This window comes from Streptomyces endophyticus (assembly GCF_035798155.1).
Lineage (GTDB): Bacteria > Actinomycetota > Actinomycetes > Streptomycetales > Streptomycetaceae > Streptomyces > Streptomyces endophyticus.
Map to the genome: position 1 here is coordinate 24,236 of NZ_JAOZYC010000149.1, position 18,595 is coordinate 42,830.

An 18,595-nucleotide genomic window follows, 5' to 3' on the forward strand; every position below is an offset into this window, starting at 1 on the left:
CGGGCCGCGGGGCCTCGACTGCTACCGTCACCCAGAGGTTCGTACTTGAGAGGCAGGCACCTGGTGGCACGGAGCAGCACCGGATTCGTGACCGCGCTCACGGCGGGATCACTCGTCGTGGTCGGCTTCCTCGCCTACCAGGCGTCGGCGAGCGCGCCCGCCGATCTCGCCGAGAAGAAGGAGGGCTCCTCGCCCTCCGCCTCGGCGTCGAAGACACCCAAGAAGAAGACGGACCCGAAGGCGCTGCCCGCGGGCTCCGGTAAGGGCGAGCGTGTCGTGTACGCGCTGGGCGAGGACCGGGTCTGGCTGGTCGGCGCGGGCAACAAGACGGAGTCGACGTTCCGGGTGACGCCCGGCACGGTGGACCCGGCGCCCGGCTCGTACGCGGTGACCTCCCGCTCCGGCTCCGTCACCGGCACCGACGGCGTCCCGATCGAGCACGTGGTCCGCTTCGCCACCACGAACGGCGTGGCGGTCGGCTTCAGCGCCGCGGTCAACGGTTCGACGGCCGCCCCCGACCCCGGCAAGCAGACCGGCGGCATCCGCGAGTCCCGCAAGGACGCCGACGAGATGTGGCAGTTCGCGACGATCGGCGCCAAGGTCGTCGTCGTCAAGTAGTCGGTATCTCAAGCCCCGCAGGGGGCACCTCCCAGCGTTAGCTGGGGGAGTTTGAGGCGCGGGGTCCGGGGCAGCGCCCCGAGTCGTCAACCCCGTCGCGCCGCAACGACGAATCGACCCGCCGCGGCGGATTCGGCGGCGTAGAAACAGCTCGCGCCGCCGCACACGACGCCAACAGATCCCGCATCGACACTGCGCGCACACCTTCACGTTCCGAAGTCGACATGAATGCCTCCTGGCGGCGGTCGAGGGGGCCTGGTTAGGTAGACCTAACCAGCACCGACCTCCATGTGAACACGCCGAAGGCACGCCGCGCAAGAATTTGCCGACGCCCTGTCGGGATACGTACGGGACGGGATACGTACGGGATGCGAGGGGTCAGCCCGCGAGCGACCCCAGGTCCGCCTCGGTCCACCGCTCGCCGATCCCGTTGAACGTCACGACCCGGACCTCGTCCGTGGTGTCGCCCGTGGCCCGGTCGATGATCACGTGAAGGCGGTCGTCGGACAGCTCCTCGACCTTGCCGTCGCCCCACTCCACGACGACCACCGAGTCCGGCAGGGACACGTCGAGGTCGAGGTCCTCCATCTCGTCGAGCCCGCCGCCGAGCCGGTACGCGTCGACGTGCACGAGGGCCGGCCCGTCACCGAGCGGCGGATGCACGCGGGCGATCACGAAGGTCGGCGAGGTCACCGCGCCGCGTACGCCCATGCCCGCGCCGAGCCCGCGGGTCATCGTCGTCTTGCCCGCGCCCAGCTCGCCGGTGAGCATCACGAGGTCGCCGGGGCGCAGCTGTTTGGCCAGGGCGAGCCCCAACTCCCGCATCTCGTCCGGGGAGTTGACGGTGACGGTGACCGTGCTGACGGGGGTGGCGGGCTCAGCCGCCGGGCTGTGCGGTGTTGCCGGTGTCTCCATAAATCCCCACGGTAGCGGCTGTCGGCACGGCTCCCGCACGCACCAAAAGGTCCGCGAGCCGGTCCGTCACGACCTCGGGGTGCTCCAGCATCACGAGGTGCCCGGCGTCCGGCACGAGCACGTACTCGGCGTCCGGCAGCTGCCCCGCGATCGTCTCGCTGTGGTCGCTCGGCGTGACCAGGTCGTGCTCCCCCGCGAGGACCAGCACGGGCAGGTCCGCGAAGTGCTCCAGGGCGTCCGCCTTGTCGTGCTCCTCGAACGCCGGGTAGAACTCGGCGACCACGTCGATCGGGGTCCCCTCGATCATCCGCTCGGCGAACCGGGCGACGGCGGGGTCGACGTCCCGCGAGGCGAACGAGTACCGCTTGATGATCCCGGCGAACAGGTCGGCCGTCGCGCGGCGCCCCTTCTCCACCAGTTCGGCGCGCTGCCCCAGCGCCTTCAGTACGCCGGGCAGCACCCGCCGCACCGCGTTCACCCCGGCCATCGGAAGCCCGTAGTTCACCTCGCCGAGCTTCCCCGACGACGTACCGATGAGGGCGACGCCCACGACCCGGTCCCGGATCAGCTCGGGACACCGGTCGGCGAGCGCCATCACGGTCATGCCGCCCATGGAGTGGCCGACGAGGACGAGCGGCCCCTCGGGCGCGGCCGCGTCGATGACGGCCGACAGGTCGCCGCCGAGCCGGTCGATGGAGACGGGCACCCCGTCCTCGACCTGCTCGACGCCCCGCCCCGAACGCCCGTGGCTGCGCTGGTCCCAGTACACGCAGCGGACGACGCCGCGCAGGGCCGCGCGCTGGAAGTGCCAGGAGTCCTGGCCCAGGCAGTAGCCGTGGCTGAAGACGACGGTGACGGGCGCCGGGGCCTTGCGGCCGAACAGGCGGCGTCTGCGCGGCGTCGTACCACCGGCCTCCGGGTCCGCCTCGTCGACCTCGTAGTACAGCTCCGTGCCGTCCTCCGCGTACGCCTTTCCCGGCAGGCCGCGCAGTGCTCCATAGGGCCCCGACGCGTCGAGGGCGAGCCGCGCCTTCTTGCGCATCCCGCGCCCCACGGTCAGCCGCTCGATGGCGACGCCCGCGGCTGCCCCGGCCGCGACCACGCCTATGGCGGCGCCCGCGAGGCCGGCCCGCCGCCAGGTCCCCGACGCGGCCCTCTCCGCCGCTTCGACGACGGCCGCCGTGGCCGCTGCGCTGCTCTCGCTCACGTGCCGCTCCCTGCTCCGCGTCCTGCCTGCCGTCGGTGTCGGGTTACCCGTTCCGTTGCTGCTTCACATGGTGGCGGCTCGGACGGCCATGTCGGTGGACCTTCAAGCCGTGACGCCGGTCACGCGCGCGTGCTGCCGCCTTCTTCACCTACGTAGACGCGCGGTACGCGGGATCCGATGCGCGTGACGATCTCGTACGCGATGGTGCCCGACGCGACCGCCCAGTCCTCGGCGGTCGGCTCGCCGCCGTCACCGGGACCGAAGAGCACCGCCTCGTCCCCCGCGGTCGGCTCGTCGCCGCCGAGGTCGACGACGAACTGGTCCATGGCCACCCGGCCCGCGATCGTGCGCCGCTTGCCGCCGATCAGGAGCGGAGCCGTGCCGGACGCGTGCCGCGGGATGCCGTCCGCGTAGCCCAACGGGACGAGGCCGAGCGTCGTCTCGCCCGGTGTGACGTAGTGATGCCCGTAACTGACGCCGAGTCCACCCGGCGCGTGCTTCACGAGCGCGAGATTCGCCTTCAGCGTCATCACGGGGCGAAGACCGAAGTCGCCGGGCGCGCCGACCTCTGCGCTCGGCGAGATCCCGTACATCGCGATGCCGGGGCGCACGAGGTCGAAGTGCGTCTCGGGAAGGGTCAGCGTCCCCGGCGAGTTGGCGATGTGCCGGACCTCCGGGGTGACGCCCTCGCCCTCCGCGTACCCGACCATCTCCCGGAAGCCCGTCAGCTGGGCGGCGATGGACGGATGCCCCGGCTCGTCGGCGCACGCGAAGTGCGACCAGAGCCCGGTGACGTTCACGAACCCGGCCCGCTGCGCCTTCAGCGCCTCCCGCACGAGCTCGGGCCAGTCACCGGGCAGACACCCGTTCCGCCCGAGTCCGGTGTCGGCCTTGAGCTGGATACGGGCGACCCGGCCCATCGCGCGCGCGGCGTCGACGACCTCCCGCAACGCCCACATGCCACTCACCGACATGTCGAGATCGGCCTCGATGCCCTCCCGCCAGGGCCCGCCCGGCACCCACAGCCAGCACATGATGCGTCCCGGCAGCCCTGCGGCCCGCAGCTCCAGCGCCTCCTCGGCGGTGGCGGCCCCCAGCCACTCGGCCCCCGCCTCCTTGGCGGCCCGCGCGACCGGGAGCATGCCGTGCCCGTACGCGTCCGCCTTCACGACCGCCATGAACGCGGCCCCGGGCGCGTGCGCGCGCAGAGCCCTCACATTGGCCTTGAGCGCGGCCAGATCGATCTCGGCGCGGGCGCGGAGCGGGGCAGTCACGTTCTCGTTCATGGTGAGGTCAGTGTCTCAGAGGGGTCCGACACCCGATCCGTTGGCCAATCCGGCACAAAACACTTCAGCCGGGGCGGCGGCCCTGAGGGACACTCGATGGCATGCGACTCGCCCACGACGTAGAGACGGTCAGGTCCGCCGAGCGCGCCCTCATGGCGCGGCTGCCCGAGGGCGCGCTGATGCAACGCGCCGCGGCCGGCCTCGCCACCGCCTGCGCCGACCTGCTCGGCAAGGTGTACGGCTCCCGCGTCACCCTCCTCGTCGGCTCGGGGGACAACGGCGGCGACGCCCTGTACGCGGGCGCCCGCCTGGCACGGCGCGGCGCGGGCGTCACGGCGCTGCTGCTCTCCCCGGACCGGGCGCACGCCGGGGGCCTCGCGGCGCTGCGCGCGGCAGGCGGCACGGTCCTCGACGCGCAGGACAGGAACGCCACGGAGCGCGTGGGCCGCGCCGACCTCGTCGTCGACGGCATCGTGGGCATCGGCGGCAAGGGCGGCCTGCGCCCCCGCGCGGCCGAACTGGCCGACGCGGCACGGGGAACCGTCGTCGCCGTCGACCTCCCGAGCGGCGTGGACGCCGACACCGGCGAGGTGCGCGGCGCGGCGGTACGGGCGGACGCGACCGTCACCTTCGGAACGTACAAGCCGGGCCTCCTCATCGACCCGGCGCGGGAGTACGCGGGCGCCCTCCGCCTCGTCGACATCGGCCTCGAACTCGCCCCAGCCGAAACGGGGTTGGAGGCGCTCCAGTACGCGGACGTGGCGGCGCTGCTCCCCCGGCCGACCGGCGAGAGCGACAAGTACCGGCGCGGCGTCGTCGGCATCGTCGCGGGTTCGGCCCGCTACCCCGGCGCGGCGGTCCTGGCGGTGGCGGGCGCGCTGCACGGCGGGGCCGGCGCGGTGCGCTATGTGGGCCCGGCCGCGGACGCGGTGCTCGCCCGCTTCCCGGAGGCGCTCGTCTCGGCCGGGCCGCCGGCGAAGGCGGGGCGGGTCCAGTCGTGGGTGATCGGCCCCGGCCTCGGCGACGACCCCTCGGGCCTGCACGACGTCCTGGCCTCCGACGTCCCGGTCCTGATCGACGCGGACGGGCTGCGCCTCGCGGACCCGGCGACGGTCCGCGACCGCGCGGCGCCCACCGTACTGACCCCGCACGCCGGGGAGGCGGCCGCGCTCCTCGGCGTGACGCGCGAGCAGGTGGAGACCGAACGCCTGGCCTCCGTACGGGAGTTGGCGGCCCGCTATGACGCCACGGTCCTCCTGAAGGGCTCGACGACCCTGATCTCGCCGCCGGACGAGACCCGCCCGGCCCGCGTGAACCCCACCGGCAGCCCCTGGCTCGCCACGGCCGGCAGCGGCGACGTCCTCTCCGGACTGACCGGCTCCCTGCTCGCGGCGGGCCTCGCCCCGCTGGACGCGGCCTCGGTCGGCGCCCATCTGCACGGGCTCGCGGCGCGGCACGCGGCGGACGGGGCACCGATCTCGGCGCAGGACGTGGCGGGAGCGCTGCGGAGCGCCTGGCAGGACGTCACGGAAAACCTCTTCGCCTGACGCCTACCCCTTGCTACCGTCATCCACGGCCGTGCAGTCAGAGCTGGGAGGTGAGACCTGTGAACGCAGTCACCCATGGGTGCTCCCTCAGCTCGTCACGGTCCGGCGGCTGACAGCAGGTGTCGCCGGGAGCGCTCCAAGATCCTGAGATCGAGGGCCTCCCGAGAGGAGACACCGATGAATTCACACGCGCACACACGAAGCACCCGCCATCCCGATCCGGTCGTCGTCACCCGCGTAGCGGACCACCAGTGGCATGCCCTGGAGGACGACGAGGTGATCGGCCGCGGCCACGCCGCGCACCGGCCCGACGGCCGGCTCTTCATCAGCGTCGACGCCTGGCACGACACCGCGTTCGCGGCCCTGACCGAGACGCTGCTCGCGGACCTGCCGGGCCCGCTGCACACCGTCGTCGACGAGAACGACACCGAACTGACGTCGAAATGGCGGGAGTTCGGGTTCGCGGTCGGCCGCGGCGAGTGGGAGTACGCGGTGCCCACCGACCCCGCCGTCACGGGACTCGGCGCGGTGCGCCCGCCCACGGACGTCACCGTCGTCCCGGCCGGCGCGGCGGACGAGACGCGGTTGCGCGCCCTCGACCGTACGGTCCGGGCCGAGATCGGGGCCACGGTCGGCTGGCACACCATGCCGGCCGAGGTGCGGCCGCTGCCACCAGGGGTCACGGTCGTCGACCCGGCGAAGTACACCGTGGCCGAGGACCCGGACGGCGCCTACCTGGGCCTCCTGCGCCTGGCGACGGCCACCCGGCGCCCCCGTATCGGCCTGCTCGCGGTCCGTACCGACGCACGGCGCCGCGGCATCGCGCGGGCCCTCCTGGCCGACGTACTGAACACCCTGCACCGCTCCGGCGTGCGGACGGTGTCGGCCGAGGTGGACGAGGCGAACGGAGCGGCGAAGGGCCTCTTCGACGGCATCGGCGCGCGGCGCGTGAACCGCGCACTGGAGCTGGTCCGATGACCGGCGCCACGAAAGGCGCGAGAACTACATCAAGATCCTGCTGGCGGACCGGGTCCAGGTGGAGCTCACGCCGTACGACCTGACGCGGGGCCGGATCGTGTTCCGCCACCGGGCCTAGGGGCAGCGGCAGCGGTCCTACCCCTCGGCCACCACCACCGCGGACGCGACCCCCGCGTCATGGCTCAGCGACACATGGAACCCCCGCACGCCCAGCTCCGCCGCCCGCGCGGCCACCGTCCCGGTCACCCGGAGCCGCGGCTGCCCGCTCTCCTCGACCCACACCTCCGCGTCGGTCCAGCGCAGCCCGGCCGGCGCGCCGAGCGCCTTGGCGACGGCCTCCTTGGCCGCGAACCGGGCGGCGAGCGAGGCGACCCCGCGCCGCTCCCCGCTGGGCAGCAGCAGCTCGTCGTCCAGGAAGAGGCGCTCGGCCATGCTCGGCGTACGCTCCAGCGACGCCGCGAACCGCTCGATCTCGGCCACGTCGATACCGACCCCGATGATGCTCATGCAGCAGACCTTACGGTCGCCGGGCCCGGCATCCGGGCTCAGGCATCCGGCCTCAGGCGGTCCACCCTCGGTCGATCCGGTCCCGCGCGTCCCGCACGAGCGCCAGGTACTCGATCTCCTCGCAGCGCGGCTTGCTGCCGAGACGGTAGAAGTCGAGGCAGTCGTCCAGGTCCTCGCCGATGTCCTCGTCGGGCAGCTCCAGCGCGAGTTCACTGCGGACGTGACTCGCCCAGTCGTCCATGACATCGGCACCCGCCGACCTGCGACGGACAAAATTCGGCACACGAAGCGCGGCCATCATGCTTCCCCTCCCGCCCCGCGAACAGCGTCACGTCCCACGGGTGCACGGAATGTATCGCCACCTCCACGCAGGGGCCATACCTGCCCATACCTGTGGCGAACCTGTGACGAACGGGGTTCCCACATCCCCTGACGTGACACACCCCACCTGCCGCCGCGGGCCACACTGCCGTAACAATGGACTGTGATCTCTCCGGTCTCCGAGTCCAAGCCACAAGCGACCTCCCGGAGCACCCACCGGCAGAAGCCGGAGGTGACTCCCTACGTCGACCTCACCCGCACCGAATGGAGCGCACTGCGCGACAAGACCCCACTGCCGCTGACCGCGGACGAGCTGGAGCGGCTGCGCGGCCTGGGTGACGTGATCGACCTGGACGAGGTCCGCGACATCTATCTGCCGCTGTCCCGCCTGCTGAATCTGTACGTGGGCGCGACCGACGGCCTGCGCGGGGCGCTCAACACGTTCCTCGGCGAGACGAACAAGAAGGCCGCCCAGTCCGGCACGCCCTTCGTCATAGGAGTCGCGGGATCCGTGGCGGTCGGCAAGTCGACCGTCGCCCGCCTCCTCCAGGCCCTGCTCTCCCGCTGGCCCGAGCACCCGCGCGTCGAGCGGGTCACCACCGACGGGTTCCTGCTCCCCACCAAGGAGCTGGAGGCCCGCGGCCTGATGTCCCGCAAGGGCTTCCCCGAGTCGTACGACCGGCGCGCCCTGACCCGCTTCGTCGCCGACATCAAGGCGGGCAAGGACGAGGTGACCGCCCCGGTCTACTCGCACCTGATCTACGACATCGTGCCCGGCGAGAAGCTCGTCGTACGCCGCCCCGACATCCTCATCGTCGAGGGCCTGAACGTGCTGCAGCCCGCCCTGCCCGGCAAGGACGGCCGCACCCGCGTCGGTCTCGCCGACTACTTCGACTTCAGCGTGTACGTCGACGCGCGGGCCGAGGACATCGAGGCCTGGTACCTCAACCGCTTCCGCAAGCTGCGCGCGACGGCCTTCCAGGACCCGTCCTCGTACTTCAGGAAGTACACCCAGGTCTCCGAGGAGGAGGCCCTGGACTACGCGCGCAGCACCTGGCGCACCGTCAACAAGGTCAACCTGCTGGAGAACGTGGCCCCCACCCGCGGCCGCGCGGGACTCGTCATCCGCAAGGGCCCCGACCACAAGGTGCAGCGGCTGCGGCTGCGCAAGCTGTAGCGGCAGCTGTTAGAAAGACCCCATGCTGCATCTGCGCCTGATCACGCCTTCCGACACGACGGACGACGTGGTGCGCCTCATCGGGCGGACGACCGGCACCACACACCTGGTGGTACTTCCGGGCGCCGCCCGCAACCCGTCGGGCGATGTCGTCATGTGCGACGTCGCCCGCGAGGCCGGCGACGAACTCATCGGCGGCCTGCGGGAGTTGGGCATCGACCGGTCGGGCTCGATCTCCGTCGAGAACATCGACCTGTCACTGTCCCTGCGCGCCGACAAGGCCGAGGAGGACGCGCCGGGCGAGGGCGCGGACGCGGTCCTGTGGGAGCAGCTCTCGGACGCCACGCACGAGGAGTCCACGCTCACGATCACGTACGTGGCGTTCCTGGTCATCGCGACGATGATCGCGGCCTGCGGTGTCGTGCTCGACAACGCGATCCTGATCGTGGGCGCCATGGCGGTGGGCCCGGAGTTCGGCCCGCTCGCCGGGTTCTGTACGGCCCTGGTGCGCAAGTCACCGCGCCTGGCGTGGCGTTCCCTGGTCGCCCTGCTCGTCGGCTTCGCGGTGGCGATGGCGGTGACGGTGGGCTTCAGCTACTTCATGGACGCCGTGAACCTGTTCAGCGAGGGCCAGTTGGAGGCGGACCGGCCGAACACCGGGTTCATCTACGCGCCCGACTGGTTCTCGTTCGTGGTGGCCGTCCTCGCGGGCGCGGCCGGCACCCTGTCGCTCACCTCGGCGAAGTCCGGCGCCCTGGTGGGCGTCGCCATCTCGGTGACCACGGTCCCGGCGGCGGCGAACGCCGCGGTGGCGCTGAGCTACGGCGACGCGGGCCAGATGTGGGGCTCGACCCAGCAACTCCTGCTGAACCTGCTGGGAATCGTCCTGGCCGGTACGGTCACGCTCCTCGCCCAGAAGTACCTCTGGGCCAAGCAACGCGAACGCACCGCCAGAAAGCTCACGAAGAGCTAGACACTCCTAGCCGAGCGCCGACTTCACGACGTCGGCCAGGCGCTCCGCGACGGACCGGGCCTGCGCGATGTCCGCGGCCTCGACCATCACCCGCACCAGCGGCTCCGTACCCGACGAGCGCAGCAACACCCGCCCGGTCGCACCGAGTTCACGCTCCGCGTCCGCCACCGCCGACTGCAGCTCGGCGGACGTGGTGACGCGGGACTTGTCCACGTCCGGCACGTTGATGAGCACCTGCGGCAGCCGCTCCATGACGCTCGCCAGGTCCTTCAGCGTCCGCCCGGTCTGGGCGACACGCGCCGCGAGCAGCAGGCCCGTCAGCGTGCCGTCACCGGTCGTCGCGTGGTCGAGAACGATGACGTGCCCGGACTGCTCGCCGCCGAGCGCGAACCCGTTCTCCTTCATGTTCTCCAGGACGTACCGGTCGCCGACGCCGGTCTGTACGAGGTCGATGCCCTCGCGCTCCATCGCCAGCTTCAGGCCCAGGTTCGACATGACGGTCGCGACCAGCGTGTCGTCCCGCAGCACGCCGCGCGCCTTCATGTCGAGCGCGAGCACCGCCATGATCTGGTCGCCGTCGACCTCGGACCCGGTGTGGTCCACGGCCAGGCAGCGGTCCGCGTCCCCGTCGTGCGCGATGCCGAAGTCGGCCCCGTGCTCGATGACGGCGGCCTTCAGCAGGTCCAGGTGGGTCGAACCGCACCCGTCGTTGATGTTCAGCCCGTTGGGCTCGGCGCCGATCGTGACGACTTCGGCACCGACACGGGTGAAGGCCTCCGGGGAGACCCGCGAGGCCGCGCCGTGCGCCTCGTCGAGGACGACCTTCAGGCCTTCGAGCCGGTTCGGCAGCACGCCCACGAGATGCGCGATGTACTGGTCGAGGCCCTCGCCGTACGACTTCACACGGCCGACGCCCGCGCCCGTCGGGCGGTTCCACGGGGCACCGGTGCTGTGCCGCTCGTAGATCGCCTCGATGCGGTCCTCCAGGGCGTCGTCCAGCTTGTGGCCGCCGCGGGCGAGGAACTTGATGCCGTTGTCCGGCATGGCGTTGTGGCTCGCGGAGAGCATCACACCGAGGTCGGCGCCCAGCGCGCCCGTGAGGTAGGCGACCGCGGGCGTGGGCAGCACGCCCACACGCAGCACATCGACTCCGGCGCTGGCCAGGCCCGCGACGACCGCGGCCTCCAGAAACTCGCCCGAGGCGCGCGGATCACGGCCGACCACGGCCACCGGACGATGGCCCTCAAAACTGCCTGCCTCGCCCAGAACATGTGCCGCCGCGACCGACAGACCGAGCGCGAGCTCCGCCGTCAGATCCGCATTGGCGACGCCGCGCACGCCGTCCGTGCCGAAGAGTCGTCCCACCTTGATGTCCTCCGAACCAACACATCGTCATAAGCCGAACGCCCCGGCGGCACGATACGTGCCGCCGGGGCGAACGGGAAAACAAGCAGGCAGCGGAATTTAGCGCTTGCTGTACTGCGGGGCCTTGCGGGCCTTCTTGAGACCGGCCTTCTTGCGCTCGACCGCACGGTCGTCGCGACGGAGGTAGCCGGCCTTCTTGAGGGCGCCGCGGTTGTTGTCCGCGTCGGCCTCGTTCAGCGCGCGGGCCACGCCGAGGCGCAGGGCACCGGCCTGACCGGAGACGCCGCCACCCGAGATGCGGGCGATGACGTCGTAGCGGCCGTCGAGCTCGAGCACCTTGAAGGGCTCGTTGACTTCCTGCTGGTGCACCTTGTTCGGGAAGTAGTCCTCGAGCGTGCGCCCGTTGACCTTCCACTTGCCGGTGCCGGGCACGATGCGAACGCGCGCGATGGCGTTCTTGCGACGGCCCAGGCCGGCGGCCGGCTGCGGGTCACCGAAGCGGGCCGGGTTGGACTCCGAGGTGTACTCGCCCTCGACGGGCGCGTCGGACTCGGTGGTGTAGCTCTCGACGTCGGCGATCTCGGTCTCTTCGACCGGCGTCTCGGCAGTGGTCTCGGCCACGATTCTCCTCAGATTCTTTTCTGTCTTAGGGGGTGTGGCCGGAACTACTGCGCGACCTGAGTGATCTCGAACGGCACCGGCTGCTGGGCAGCGTGCGGGTGCGTGTCGCCCGAGTAGACCTTCAGCTTCGAGAGCATCTGACGGCCGAGCGTGTTCTTGGGGAGCATGCCCTTGATGGCCTTCTCGACGGCCTTCTCGGGGTTCTTCTCCAGAAGCTCGTCGTAACGGACGGAGCGCAGACCACCCGGGTAACCGGAGTGGCGGTACGCCATCTTCTGGGTCTTCTTGTTGCCGGACAGGTGAACCTTGTCGGCGTTGACGATGACGACGAAGTCGCCCATGTCCATGTGCGGGGCATAGGTCGGCTTGTGCTTGCCGCGCAGAAGGATGGCAGCGGTGGTCGCCAGACGGCCCAGGACGATGTCCTGAGCGTCAATGACGTGCCACTGGCGAGACACGTCGCCGGGCTTGGGGCTGTACGTACGCACGGTTCGTAGCCTTCGATTCTTCAGTGAATGGGGTCCTGACACACGGCACCACTGAAGCGACATGCAGCTGGGGCTCACAGTGCCGGGGACGCTGACCCGTATGCAAGCCACTGGTAACTGCTCCAGGGAACCTACGTAAGGGCCCTTCGCGTGAGAACGACCAAGCCGATACGTATAACAACGACCGAGACTACCTGCGCTGCCCTGTACGGGTCAAAACGCGGGGCCTCCGGAGCTCCCGGAGACCGGGTGTTCCGCTTCGTCGTGTGCCCTCCACGGTAACGCGCCGAAAGCCCTCACACCTCCACCACGGGACGAGGGCAATGCCACACCAGGCCTTACCTCTAAGATGCGCCCCATGAGTTTCGGGCAAGGGGGATCCCCGTGGGGGCCCAATGACGGCGGGTCGACCCCGGACTGGGCGTCGCTCGCGGAGGCATCAGAGGCACGCGCGCGCAAGAAGCGCTGGATGGTGATCAGCGGTGCGATCGTGGCCACGCTCGCCGTCGGCTCGGCGGTCGCGTGGGGCATCGTCTCGACGAACAAGAGCAACGAGAACGCGAACAAACCGGCCGACCAGCTGCCGAGCACGGCGGACATCCCCAGCGAGGGCAAGTCGGGAGGGCCGTCCTTCGACGCGACGACCCCGCCGCCCCCGCTCGACCCGAACGACTTCATCAACAGCGCCGCCAAGGACAGGGCCCCGCTCAACGCGGACAGCCTCTTCCCCGGCAAGCAGTTCACCGCCGGCGACCGGGTCTACACGAAGGGCGCCACGGCCCGCACCACCAACTGCTCGTCGGTCGCGACGAAGGGCCTGCAAGGCCTGCTGAGCAGCAACAACTGTGCCCAGGTGATCCGCGCCACGTACTACAAGGGCGATTCCGCGGTCACCATTGGCGTCGCGGTCTTCAAGACGAGGGCGCAGGCGGCGAAGGCCAAGGACCAGTACAACTTCGACGGCACGGTCGTCTCGCTGCCGGGCTCCGGCGTGCCCACGTTCTGCCGCACCACGAGGTGCCGCATGACGGCGAACTCGGTGGGCCGCTACACGTACTTCACCAACGGCGGCCTCACCAACGGCCAGGACGCCACGAAGAAGGACACCGTGATGTTCTCCCTCGGCGACGACCTCCAGGAATTCACGTTCCAGCAGATCAAGCGGCGCGGCGAGGTCCAGGCCTCCGCGGCGGCGACTTCGGGCTGACCGCAGGCCACCCGGGCGCCACCCTCAGCAACACCCGGCGCCCGGGAGCGTCCGCTTGTTGCGCGCCTCCTTGTTGCGCGCGGCGAGCAACTCGTCGGCGGGGTAACCGACTTCCTCCAGCGTCAGCCCGTGCGGCCGCACCACGTGCACGGCGGAGTCCCGCACGCCCGCGGCGAGCACCTTGCCCGGCCAGTCGGCCGGCCGGTGCCCGTCGCCCACGAACAGCAGCGCCCCGATCAGGGACCGCACCATGTTGTGGCAGAAGGCATCGGCCCGCACGGTCGCGGTGACGATCCCGTCGTCACCGCGCACGAGGCTGAGCCCCTGCAGCGTACGAATGGTCGTCGCGCCCTCACGCCGCTTGCAGTAGGCGGCGAAGTCGTGCTCGCCGAGCAGCCGCTCCGCGGCCTCGTTCATGGCGTCGACGTCCAACGGCCAGTCGTGCCACAGCACATGGCCCCGCAGCAGCGGATCGACGCCGCCCGGCTGATCCGTCACCCGGTACGCGTACCGCCGCCAGATCGCCGAGAACCGCGCGTTGAAGCCGCTGGGCGCCTCGGCCACCGACCACACCCGCACATCCCTCGGCAGCCGCCCCGCGAGCCGCTTCAGCAGCTTCTCCCGGTGCTCGCCCCACAGCTCCACCGGCAGGTCCACGTGCGCGACCTGGCCCCGCGCGTGCACCCCCGCGTCGGTCCGCCCGGCGACCGTCAGGTCGTACGTCCGCGAGGACCGCGTCACCGTACGCAGCGCGTCCTCGATCTCCCCCTGCACGGTCCGCCGCCCGGAGGCCTGCTTGGCCCAGCCGGAGAAGTCCTTGCCGTCGTAACTCACATCGAGCCGCAGCCGCACGAAGCCGTCGGCCACCTCATCACTCACAACAAACAGTCCTTAGGGAGAAACGGAAAGCGGGCCCGCCCCGGAAGGGCGGACCCGCTCACACACAAGGCGTCAGCCTCAGGCGTCCTTCGACTCCTCGGCAGCGGCCTCGGCCGGAGCCTCGGTCTGCGCCTCGGCGGCCTCGGCGTCCTTGGCGGAACGCTTGGTGGCGGCCTCGGCCTCACCGGTGGCCTGCTGCGCGACCGTCAGGGCCTCGACCAGCTCGATGACAGCCATGGGCGCGTTGTCGCCACGACGGTTACCGATCTTGGTGATACGGGTGTAACCACCCGGGCGGTTCTCGTAGCGCGGGCCGATCTCGGTGAAGAGCGTGTGGACGATGCTCTTGTCCGTGATGACCTGGAGCACCTGACGGCGGTTGTGCAGGTCGCCGTTCTTCGCCTTGGTGACCAGACGCTCCGCGTACGGACGCAGACGACGGGCCTTGGCCTCGGTCGTCGTGATCTTGCCGTGCTCGAAGAGCGACTTCGCGAGGTTCGCGAGGAGCAGCTTCTCGTGCGCAGCGCTGCCGCCCAGACGGGCACCCTTGGCGGGCTTCGGCATGATGTTTCTCCTAGGTGTCTGCCCTGGCCGTACTAGGTACCAAGGTCAGTATCCGAGCAGGCGGTCGCCTGTCGGAGATCCGGGGACGCACAAGGCGTCCCCGGAGGTAAGACCGATCAGTACTGCTCGGTCTCCACGAAACCCGCGTCCGCGTCGTCGTCGGCGCCGAAGGCGTCGGCGGCGGCGGTCGGGTCGAATCCGGGCGGGCTGTCCTTGAGGGCCAGGCCCATGCCGGCCAGCTTCGCCTTGACCTCGTCGATCGACTTCGCACCGAAGTTGCGGATGTCGAGCAGGTCGGCCTCGGAGCGGGCGACGAGCTCACCCACGGAGTGGATGCCCTCGCGCTTGAGGCAGTTGTACGACCGAACGGTGAGCTCGAGCTCCTCGATCGGCAGGGCGAGATCAGCGGCAAGAGCGGCGTCCGTGGGGGACGGGCCCATGTCGATGCCCTCGGCGTCGATGTTCAGCTCGCGGGCGAGACCGAACAGCTCGACCAGCGTCTTACCGGCGGAGGCCATGGCGTCACGGGGACGCATCGCCTGCTTGGTCTCGACGTCGACGATCAGCTTGTCGAAGTCGGTGCGCTGCTCGACACGCGTGGCCTCGACCTTGTACGTGACCTTGAGAACCGGCGAGTAGATCGAGTCGACCGGGATGCGCCCGATCTCCTGACCGACCTGCTTGTTCTGCACGGCGGAGACGTAGCCGCGACCGCGCTCGACGGTCAGCTCCATCTCCAGCTTGCCCTTGCCGTTGAGCGTGGCGAGGACGAGGTCGGGGTTGTGCACCTCGACACCGGCCGGGGGCGCGATGTCGGCGGCGGTGACCAGACCCGGGCCCTGCTTGCGCAGGTACATCACGACCGGCTCGTCGTGCTCCGAGGAGACGACCAGCTGCTTGATGTTCAGGATGAGGTCGGTGACGTCCTCCTTGACGCCCGGCACGGTGGTGAACTCGTGCAGGACACCGTCGATGCGGATGCTGGTGACAGCAGCGCCGGGGATCGACGAGAGGAGGGTGCGGCGGAGGGAGTTGCCGAGGGTGTAGCCGAAGCCCGGCTCCAGCGGCTCGATCACGAACCGGGAGCGGAATTCGTCGACGACCTCTTCGGTCAACGAGGGACGCTGAGCAATCAGCATGAAGTGAATCCTTCAGTCATGGGCACCCACTATTTGATGCCCTTGAGTACTACAAGGGTACGGGCGGCACGCCTCCGAGGAGCCGTACCGCCCGAAACCTAAGACAACCGTGCGTCAGACGCGGCGGCGCTTGGGCGGACGGCAGCCGTTGTGCGGCGTGGGCGTCACGTCCTGGATCGAGCCGACCTCGAGGCCAGTGGCCTGGAGGGAGCGGATCGCGGTCTCACGGCCGGAGCCGGGACCCTTGACGAAGACGTCGACCTTGCGCATGCCGTGCTCCTGCGCGCGACGGGCAGCCGACTCGGCGGCCATCTGCGCGGCGAACGGCGTGGACTTGCGCGAGCCCTTGAAGCCGACGTGGCCGGCGGAGGCCCACGAGATCACGTTGCCGGTCGGGTCCGTGATGGACACGATCGTGTTGTTGAACGTGCTCTTGATGTGCGCGTGGCCGTGAGCGACGTTCTTCTTTTCCTTGCGGCGCACCTTCTTGGCAGCGCCCTGACGACCCTTGGGGGGCATGTCGTTCTCCTACAGGGAGGTGGTCGGTCCTACAGCGAAGACCGCTTGTGAGCGTCCGCTGAGGACTACTTCTTGCCCGGCTTCTTCTTGCCGGCGATCGCGCGACGCGGGCCCTTGCGGGTACGCGCGTTCGTGCTGGTGCGCTGGCCGTGGACCGGCAGGCCGCGACGGTGGCGCAGACCCTGGTAGCAGCCGATCTCGACCTTGCGGCGGATGTCGGCCTGGATCTCGCGACGGAGGTCACCCTCGGTCTGGAAGGCCTGGTCCACGTACTCGCGGATCTTCACGAGGTCTTCCTCGGTGATGTCCCGAACGCGGACGTTACGGTCGACACCGACGGCGTCCAGCGTCTGCTGGGCGCGCGTGCGGCCAATGCCGAACACGTAGGTGAGGGCGACCTCAATGCGCTTCTCGCGCGGGAGGTCAACACCTTCAACGCGTGCCATTCATGGCTCCTGTTGATAGTTCGGAGGTCTGTAGCAGAACCACTCCCAGCCGCCGTCCTCTTCGGTTCAAAGAGTTGGTACGAACTGAGTCCTCGGCCTCCGACCGAAGGTGTCGCCACGACGAAATCGTCGCCGGCGGGCCCTGCATATGTACTCGATGTGCTGCGTCGCGCGAACTCTGCGAACGAACTGCAGTTAAAAGGGTCTGCGTCAGCCCTGGCGCTGCTTGTGGCGCGGGTTGTCGCAGATAACCATGACCCGACCGTGACGGCGGATCACCCTGCACTTGTCGCAGATCTTCTTGACGCTCGGCTTGACCTTCATGGGTGAGGTTCTCCGGGTCAGTTGCCGGCGGCCCGCAGAGGCGGGACTAGGGCAAGATCTACTTGTACCGGTAGACGATCCGGCCACGCGTCAGGTCGTACGGAGACAGCTCCACCACGACCCGGTCGTCAGGGAGGATGCGGATGTAGTGCATGCGCATCTTGCCACTGATGTGTGCCAGGACCTGGTGACCGTTCTGGAGCTCGACCTTGAACATGGCGTTCGGCAGAGACTCGACGACAGTGCCCTCGATCTCGATGGCACCTTGCTTCTTGGCCACGCTTCGCCCTTCGAATCGACTACCTTGATCGACTTTCGTGCCCGCATGGAGACATGCGCATACACGAGAGCCGACGAGTCAGTCTACGTCAGGACCCCCGGAAAGACGAATCTCGTGATTCTGCCCTACCCGGAAGATCAATAAGCACCCGACCCGCCTAAGGTCCTCGTCGCGGCGTTCTCAGCCCAACGGATCCGGCGCGGCCGACCCACTCCCGAACGCCGCCCTCGCGGGATCGGCGCCAGGGCGCCTCACAAGCTTCGAGCGGCTGCGCCGGCCTCCGGCCGACGGCCACAACCCAGGCCCGGTCTCAGCCCAGCGGATCCGGCGCCGCCGTCACGCCCAGCTCCGCGAGCTTCGCCTTGCCGCCGTCGGGTGATGTGAGGACCAGCGGGCCGTCCTCCGTGAGGGCCACGGAGTGCTCCCAGTGCGAGGACCAGGTCCCGTCCGTCGTGATGACGGTCCAGTCGTCCGCCAGCGTCTCCGTCCTCGGCGTACCGAGGGAGACCATCGGCTCGATCGCGAGGCAGAAGCCGGGGACCAGCTTCGGCCCCTTCCCCCGCCGCCGCTCGACGTAGTTCAGCAGGTGCGGGTCCATGTGCATCTCGGTCCCGATGCCGTGACCGCCGTAGTCCTCGACGATCCCGTACTTCCCGCCGCCCGGCTTCGGCTGCCGGCGGATGTACGTCTCGATGGCACGGGAGATGTCGACCAGCCGGTTACCGGACTTCATCGCGGCGAGCCCGGCCCACATCGACTCCTCCGTCACCCGCGACAGCTCGATCAGCTCAGCGGAGTGCCCGGACCCGACGAAGGCGGTGTACGCGGCGTCGCCGTGCCACCCGTCGACGATCGCACCGCAGTCGATCGAGATGATGTCGCCGTCCTCGAGGACGACCTCGTCGCTCGGGATGCCGTGCACCACGACCTCGTTCTTCGAGGTGCAGATGGTCGCGGGGAACCCCCCGTACCCGAGGAAGTTCGACTTCGCCCCGTGCTCGGCGAGCACCTTGCGGGCGACCTCGTCCAGATCCTTGGTGGTCGCGCCCGGCACGGCCGCCTCACGGGTCGCCGCGTGGATCGCCGCGACGACAAGCCCCGCCTCCCGCATCTTGCGAATCTGGTCGGGGGTCTTGATCTGCACCATGGGGGCCTGCGCTCTCCGTCATCCGGTACGAGGGTTACGTACGTCCAGTCCCGACCAACACTAAGGCCGCGATCCCCCCGACGGGGA

General features: G+C 70.0%; 23 protein-coding genes and 1 pseudogene. 7 read left to right on the plus strand and 17 right to left on the minus strand.

What is annotated here, in order from left to right; translation table 11 throughout:
- The first annotated feature begins 63 nt into the window (after positions 1-63).
- Complete coding sequence (locus OKJ99_RS28970; RefSeq protein ID WP_326020804.1) at positions 64-618, plus strand: hypothetical protein; 555 nt, start codon at positions 64-66, stop codon at positions 616-618.
- Between the two features lie 37 nt (positions 619-655).
- Here OKJ99_RS28970 and OKJ99_RS43795 read toward each other — a convergent pair whose 3' ends face one another.
- From OKJ99_RS43795 to alr, 4 genes are all read right to left on the minus strand, one after another.
- Positions 656-844, minus strand: a complete 189-nt coding sequence (locus tag OKJ99_RS43795; protein ID WP_407700784.1) for a hypothetical protein — start codon at positions 842-844, stop codon at positions 656-658.
- Positions 845-996: 152 nt separating this feature from the next.
- Positions 997-1,533, minus strand: coding sequence for a tRNA (adenosine(37)-N6)-threonylcarbamoyltransferase complex ATPase subunit type 1 TsaE (gene tsaE / locus OKJ99_RS28975; protein WP_326020806.1), 537 nt, complete (start codon positions 1,531-1,533; stop codon positions 997-999).
- Complete coding sequence (locus OKJ99_RS28980; protein WP_326020808.1) at positions 1,496-2,740, minus strand: alpha/beta fold hydrolase; 1,245 nt, start codon at positions 2,738-2,740, stop codon at positions 1,496-1,498. The genes tsaE and OKJ99_RS28980 overlap by 38 nt, the downstream gene beginning before the upstream one ends.
- A 119-nt stretch (positions 2,741-2,859) precedes the next feature.
- Positions 2,860-4,026 (minus strand): alanine racemase, encoded by a 1,167-nt coding sequence (alr, locus tag OKJ99_RS28985; protein ID WP_326020810.1) that lies wholly within the window; start codon positions 4,024-4,026, stop codon positions 2,860-2,862.
- A 101-nt stretch (positions 4,027-4,127) separates the two neighbouring features.
- Here alr and OKJ99_RS28990 point away from each other — a divergent pair, with 101 nt between their 5' ends.
- From OKJ99_RS28990 to OKJ99_RS29000, 3 genes and pseudogenes are all read left to right on the plus strand, one after another.
- Complete coding sequence (locus OKJ99_RS28990) at positions 4,128-5,573, plus strand: NAD(P)H-hydrate dehydratase (RefSeq protein WP_326020812.1); 1,446 nt, start codon at positions 4,128-4,130, stop codon at positions 5,571-5,573.
- A 177-nt stretch (positions 5,574-5,750) separates the two neighbouring features.
- On the plus strand, positions 5,751-6,551 hold the full coding sequence (locus OKJ99_RS28995) for a GNAT family N-acetyltransferase (protein WP_326020814.1): 801 nt from the start codon (positions 5,751-5,753) through the stop codon (positions 6,549-6,551).
- Positions 6,552-6,567: 16 nt separating this feature from the next.
- Positions 6,568-6,669, plus strand: a pseudogene (locus tag OKJ99_RS29000) (translation initiation factor IF-1); the annotation flags it as partial.
- 17 nt (positions 6,670-6,686) lie between these two features.
- Here OKJ99_RS29000 and OKJ99_RS29005 read toward each other — a convergent pair.
- Together OKJ99_RS29005 and OKJ99_RS29010 are read right to left on the minus strand one after the other, a co-directional pair.
- Positions 6,687-7,058 (minus strand): holo-ACP synthase, encoded by a 372-nt coding sequence (locus OKJ99_RS29005; RefSeq protein WP_326020816.1) that lies wholly within the window; start codon positions 7,056-7,058, stop codon positions 6,687-6,689.
- A gap of 52 nt (positions 7,059-7,110) precedes the next feature.
- Positions 7,111-7,299 (minus strand): hypothetical protein, encoded by a 189-nt coding sequence (locus tag OKJ99_RS29010; protein WP_326020818.1) that lies wholly within the window; start codon positions 7,297-7,299, stop codon positions 7,111-7,113.
- Between the two features lie 243 nt (positions 7,300-7,542).
- On the opposite strand from OKJ99_RS29010, the gene coaA reads away from it, so the two are divergent.
- On the plus strand, positions 7,543-8,556 hold the full coding sequence (gene coaA / locus OKJ99_RS29015) for a type I pantothenate kinase (protein ID WP_407700785.1): 1,014 nt from the start codon (positions 7,543-7,545) through the stop codon (positions 8,554-8,556).
- 22 nt (positions 8,557-8,578) lie between these two features.
- Positions 8,579-9,529 carry a DUF389 domain-containing protein gene (locus OKJ99_RS29020; RefSeq protein ID WP_326020821.1) on the plus strand — a complete coding sequence of 317 codons (951 nt, stop codon included), beginning with the start codon at positions 8,579-8,581 and terminating at the stop codon, positions 9,527-9,529.
- A gap of 6 nt (positions 9,530-9,535) precedes the next feature.
- On the opposite strand, the gene glmM is transcribed toward OKJ99_RS29020, so the two are convergent.
- The 3 genes from glmM to rplM form a co-directional block, all read right to left on the minus strand.
- Positions 9,536-10,894, minus strand: coding sequence for a phosphoglucosamine mutase (gene glmM / locus OKJ99_RS29025; RefSeq protein ID WP_326020823.1), 1,359 nt, complete (start codon positions 10,892-10,894; stop codon positions 9,536-9,538).
- Between the two features lie 99 nt (positions 10,895-10,993).
- Positions 10,994-11,515: a 30S ribosomal protein S9 gene (gene rpsI, locus OKJ99_RS29030; RefSeq protein WP_326020825.1), complete on the minus strand. Its 522-nt coding sequence runs from the start codon at positions 11,513-11,515 to the stop codon at positions 10,994-10,996.
- 44 nt (positions 11,516-11,559) lie between these two features.
- Positions 11,560-12,003 carry a 50S ribosomal protein L13 gene (rplM, locus tag OKJ99_RS29035; RefSeq protein WP_326020826.1) on the minus strand — a complete coding sequence of 148 codons (444 nt, stop codon included), beginning with the start codon at positions 12,001-12,003 and terminating at the stop codon, positions 11,560-11,562.
- Positions 12,004-12,361: 358 nt separating this feature from the next.
- Here rplM and OKJ99_RS29040 point away from each other — a divergent pair, with 358 nt between their 5' ends.
- Entirely contained in the window at positions 12,362-13,210 is an 849-nt protein-coding gene (locus OKJ99_RS29040) for a hypothetical protein (protein ID WP_326020828.1), read from the plus strand.
- A gap of 24 nt (positions 13,211-13,234) precedes the next feature.
- Here OKJ99_RS29040 and truA read toward each other — a convergent pair whose 3' ends face one another.
- The 8 genes from truA to map form a co-directional block, all read right to left on the minus strand.
- Entirely contained in the window at positions 13,235-14,089 is an 855-nt protein-coding gene (truA, locus tag OKJ99_RS29045) for a tRNA pseudouridine(38-40) synthase TruA (RefSeq protein WP_326020830.1), read from the minus strand.
- 78 nt (positions 14,090-14,167) lie between these two features.
- Positions 14,168-14,653, minus strand: coding sequence for a 50S ribosomal protein L17 (rplQ, locus tag OKJ99_RS29050; protein ID WP_326020832.1), 486 nt, complete (start codon positions 14,651-14,653; stop codon positions 14,168-14,170).
- 116 nt (positions 14,654-14,769) lie between these two features.
- The gene (locus tag OKJ99_RS29055; protein WP_003966937.1) at positions 14,770-15,792 is read right to left on the minus strand and encodes a DNA-directed RNA polymerase subunit alpha; all 1,023 of its coding nucleotides are present in this window, start codon (positions 15,790-15,792) and stop codon (positions 14,770-14,772) included.
- Positions 15,793-15,906: 114 nt separating this feature from the next.
- Positions 15,907-16,311 (minus strand): 30S ribosomal protein S11, encoded by a 405-nt coding sequence (gene rpsK, locus OKJ99_RS29060; protein ID WP_003948617.1) that lies wholly within the window; start codon positions 16,309-16,311, stop codon positions 15,907-15,909.
- A gap of 65 nt (positions 16,312-16,376) precedes the next feature.
- Positions 16,377-16,757 (minus strand): 30S ribosomal protein S13, encoded by a 381-nt coding sequence (gene rpsM / locus OKJ99_RS29065; RefSeq protein WP_326020835.1) that lies wholly within the window; start codon positions 16,755-16,757, stop codon positions 16,377-16,379.
- A 210-nt stretch (positions 16,758-16,967) separates the two neighbouring features.
- A complete protein-coding gene (rpmJ, locus tag OKJ99_RS29070; RefSeq protein ID WP_003974245.1) occupies positions 16,968-17,081 on the minus strand; it encodes a 50S ribosomal protein L36 in 114 nt (37 codons plus the stop codon).
- A 58-nt stretch (positions 17,082-17,139) separates the two neighbouring features.
- Complete coding sequence (gene infA, locus OKJ99_RS29075) at positions 17,140-17,361, minus strand: translation initiation factor IF-1 (RefSeq protein ID WP_003948620.1); 222 nt, start codon at positions 17,359-17,361, stop codon at positions 17,140-17,142.
- 310 nt (positions 17,362-17,671) lie between these two features.
- Positions 17,672-18,508 carry a type I methionyl aminopeptidase gene (map, locus tag OKJ99_RS29080; protein ID WP_326020837.1) on the minus strand — a complete coding sequence of 279 codons (837 nt, stop codon included), beginning with the start codon at positions 18,506-18,508 and terminating at the stop codon, positions 17,672-17,674.
- Positions 18,509-18,595: the final 87 nt, after the last annotated feature.

Bases quoted from the DNA above. Each gene is read 5' to 3' on its own strand.
- OKJ99_RS43795 (WP_407700784.1), bottom strand. From the start codon at position 844: ATGTCGACTTCGGAACGTGAAGGTGTGCGCGCAGTGTCGATGCGGGAT.
- tsaE (WP_326020806.1), bottom strand. From the start codon at position 1,533: ATGGAGACACCGGCAACACCGCACAGCCCGGCGGCTGAGCCCGCCACC.
- alr (WP_326020810.1), bottom strand. From the start codon at position 4,026: ATGAACGAGAACGTGACTGCCCCGCTCCGCGCCCGCGCCGAGATCGAT.
- OKJ99_RS28990 (WP_326020812.1), top strand. From the start codon at position 4,128: ATGCGACTCGCCCACGACGTAGAGACGGTCAGGTCCGCCGAGCGCGCC.
- OKJ99_RS28995 (WP_326020814.1), top strand. From the start codon at position 5,751: ATGAATTCACACGCGCACACACGAAGCACCCGCCATCCCGATCCGGTC.
- OKJ99_RS29005 (WP_326020816.1), bottom strand. From the start codon at position 7,058: ATGAGCATCATCGGGGTCGGTATCGACGTGGCCGAGATCGAGCGGTTC.
- OKJ99_RS29010 (WP_326020818.1), bottom strand. From the start codon at position 7,299: ATGGACGACTGGGCGAGTCACGTCCGCAGTGAACTCGCGCTGGAGCTG.
- OKJ99_RS29020 (WP_326020821.1), top strand. From the start codon at position 8,579: ATGCTGCATCTGCGCCTGATCACGCCTTCCGACACGACGGACGACGTG.
- OKJ99_RS29040 (WP_326020828.1), top strand. From the start codon at position 12,362: ATGAGTTTCGGGCAAGGGGGATCCCCGTGGGGGCCCAATGACGGCGGG.
- rplQ (WP_326020832.1), bottom strand. From the start codon at position 14,653: ATGCCGAAGCCCGCCAAGGGTGCCCGTCTGGGCGGCAGCGCTGCGCAC.
- OKJ99_RS29055 (WP_003966937.1), bottom strand. From the start codon at position 15,792: ATGCTGATTGCTCAGCGTCCCTCGTTGACCGAAGAGGTCGTCGACGAA.
- rpsK (WP_003948617.1), bottom strand. From the start codon at position 16,311: ATGCCCCCCAAGGGTCGTCAGGGCGCTGCCAAGAAGGTGCGCCGCAAG.
- rpsM (WP_326020835.1), bottom strand. From the start codon at position 16,757: ATGGCACGCGTTGAAGGTGTTGACCTCCCGCGCGAGAAGCGCATTGAG.
- rpmJ (WP_003974245.1), bottom strand. From the start codon at position 17,081: ATGAAGGTCAAGCCGAGCGTCAAGAAGATCTGCGACAAGTGCAGGGTG.
- map (WP_326020837.1), bottom strand. From the start codon at position 18,508: ATGGTGCAGATCAAGACCCCCGACCAGATTCGCAAGATGCGGGAGGCG.